The sequence below is a fragment of the Frankia sp. AiPs1 genome (assembly GCF_023716945.1).
Classification (GTDB): domain Bacteria; phylum Actinomycetota; class Actinomycetes; order Frankiales; family Frankiaceae; genus Frankia.
Window position 1 is genome coordinate 1 of the sequence record NZ_JAMQQF010001180.1, and the last position, 548, is coordinate 548.

Genomic DNA, 548 nt, shown 5'->3' on the forward strand with positions numbered 1-548 from the left:
CGGTTGCCGACGCTGTGCGGGCGGGACCCGTCGCGGCTCGACGAGGCCGGGATTGCCCGCGGCGCCATCGAGTCGATCGCCGAGAACACCTGCGACGCCGTGGTCGCGCCGCTGTGGTGGGGTGCGTTCGCCGGCCTGCCGGGGTTGGCCGGCTACCGGGTGGTGAACACTCTTGACGCGATGATCGGCCATCACAGTGACCGCTATGAACGGTTCGGCTGGGCGGCGGCCCGCCTCGACGATCTGGTGAACCTGCTGCCGGCCCGGCTGTGCGCGCTCGCGACCTGCGTGTGCGCGCCGGTCGCCGGGGGCAGCGTCGCCGACGCGTTCTGGGTGATGCGCCGCGACGGCCGGTCCCATCCGAGTCCGAACGCCGGGATGGCCGAGGCCGCGTTCGCCGGGGCGCTGGGCCTGCGCCTGGGCGGGGAACTGCGCTACCCGTACCGGGTCGAGCACCGGCCCGAGCTGGGATTCGGCCGACCACCGCGGGGCGCCGACGTCGCCGCCGCCGCTCGGCTGTCCGGCGCGGTCGGCGCGCTGTGCCTGGC

General features: G+C 75.5%; 1 protein-coding gene. It reads left to right on the plus strand.

Annotated features, from left to right (window positions below; translation table 11 throughout):
• The coding region (locus ND748_RS33535) for a CobD/CbiB family cobalamin biosynthesis protein (RefSeq protein ID WP_251750219.1) at window positions 1–548 on the plus strand (548 nt) is incomplete at both ends.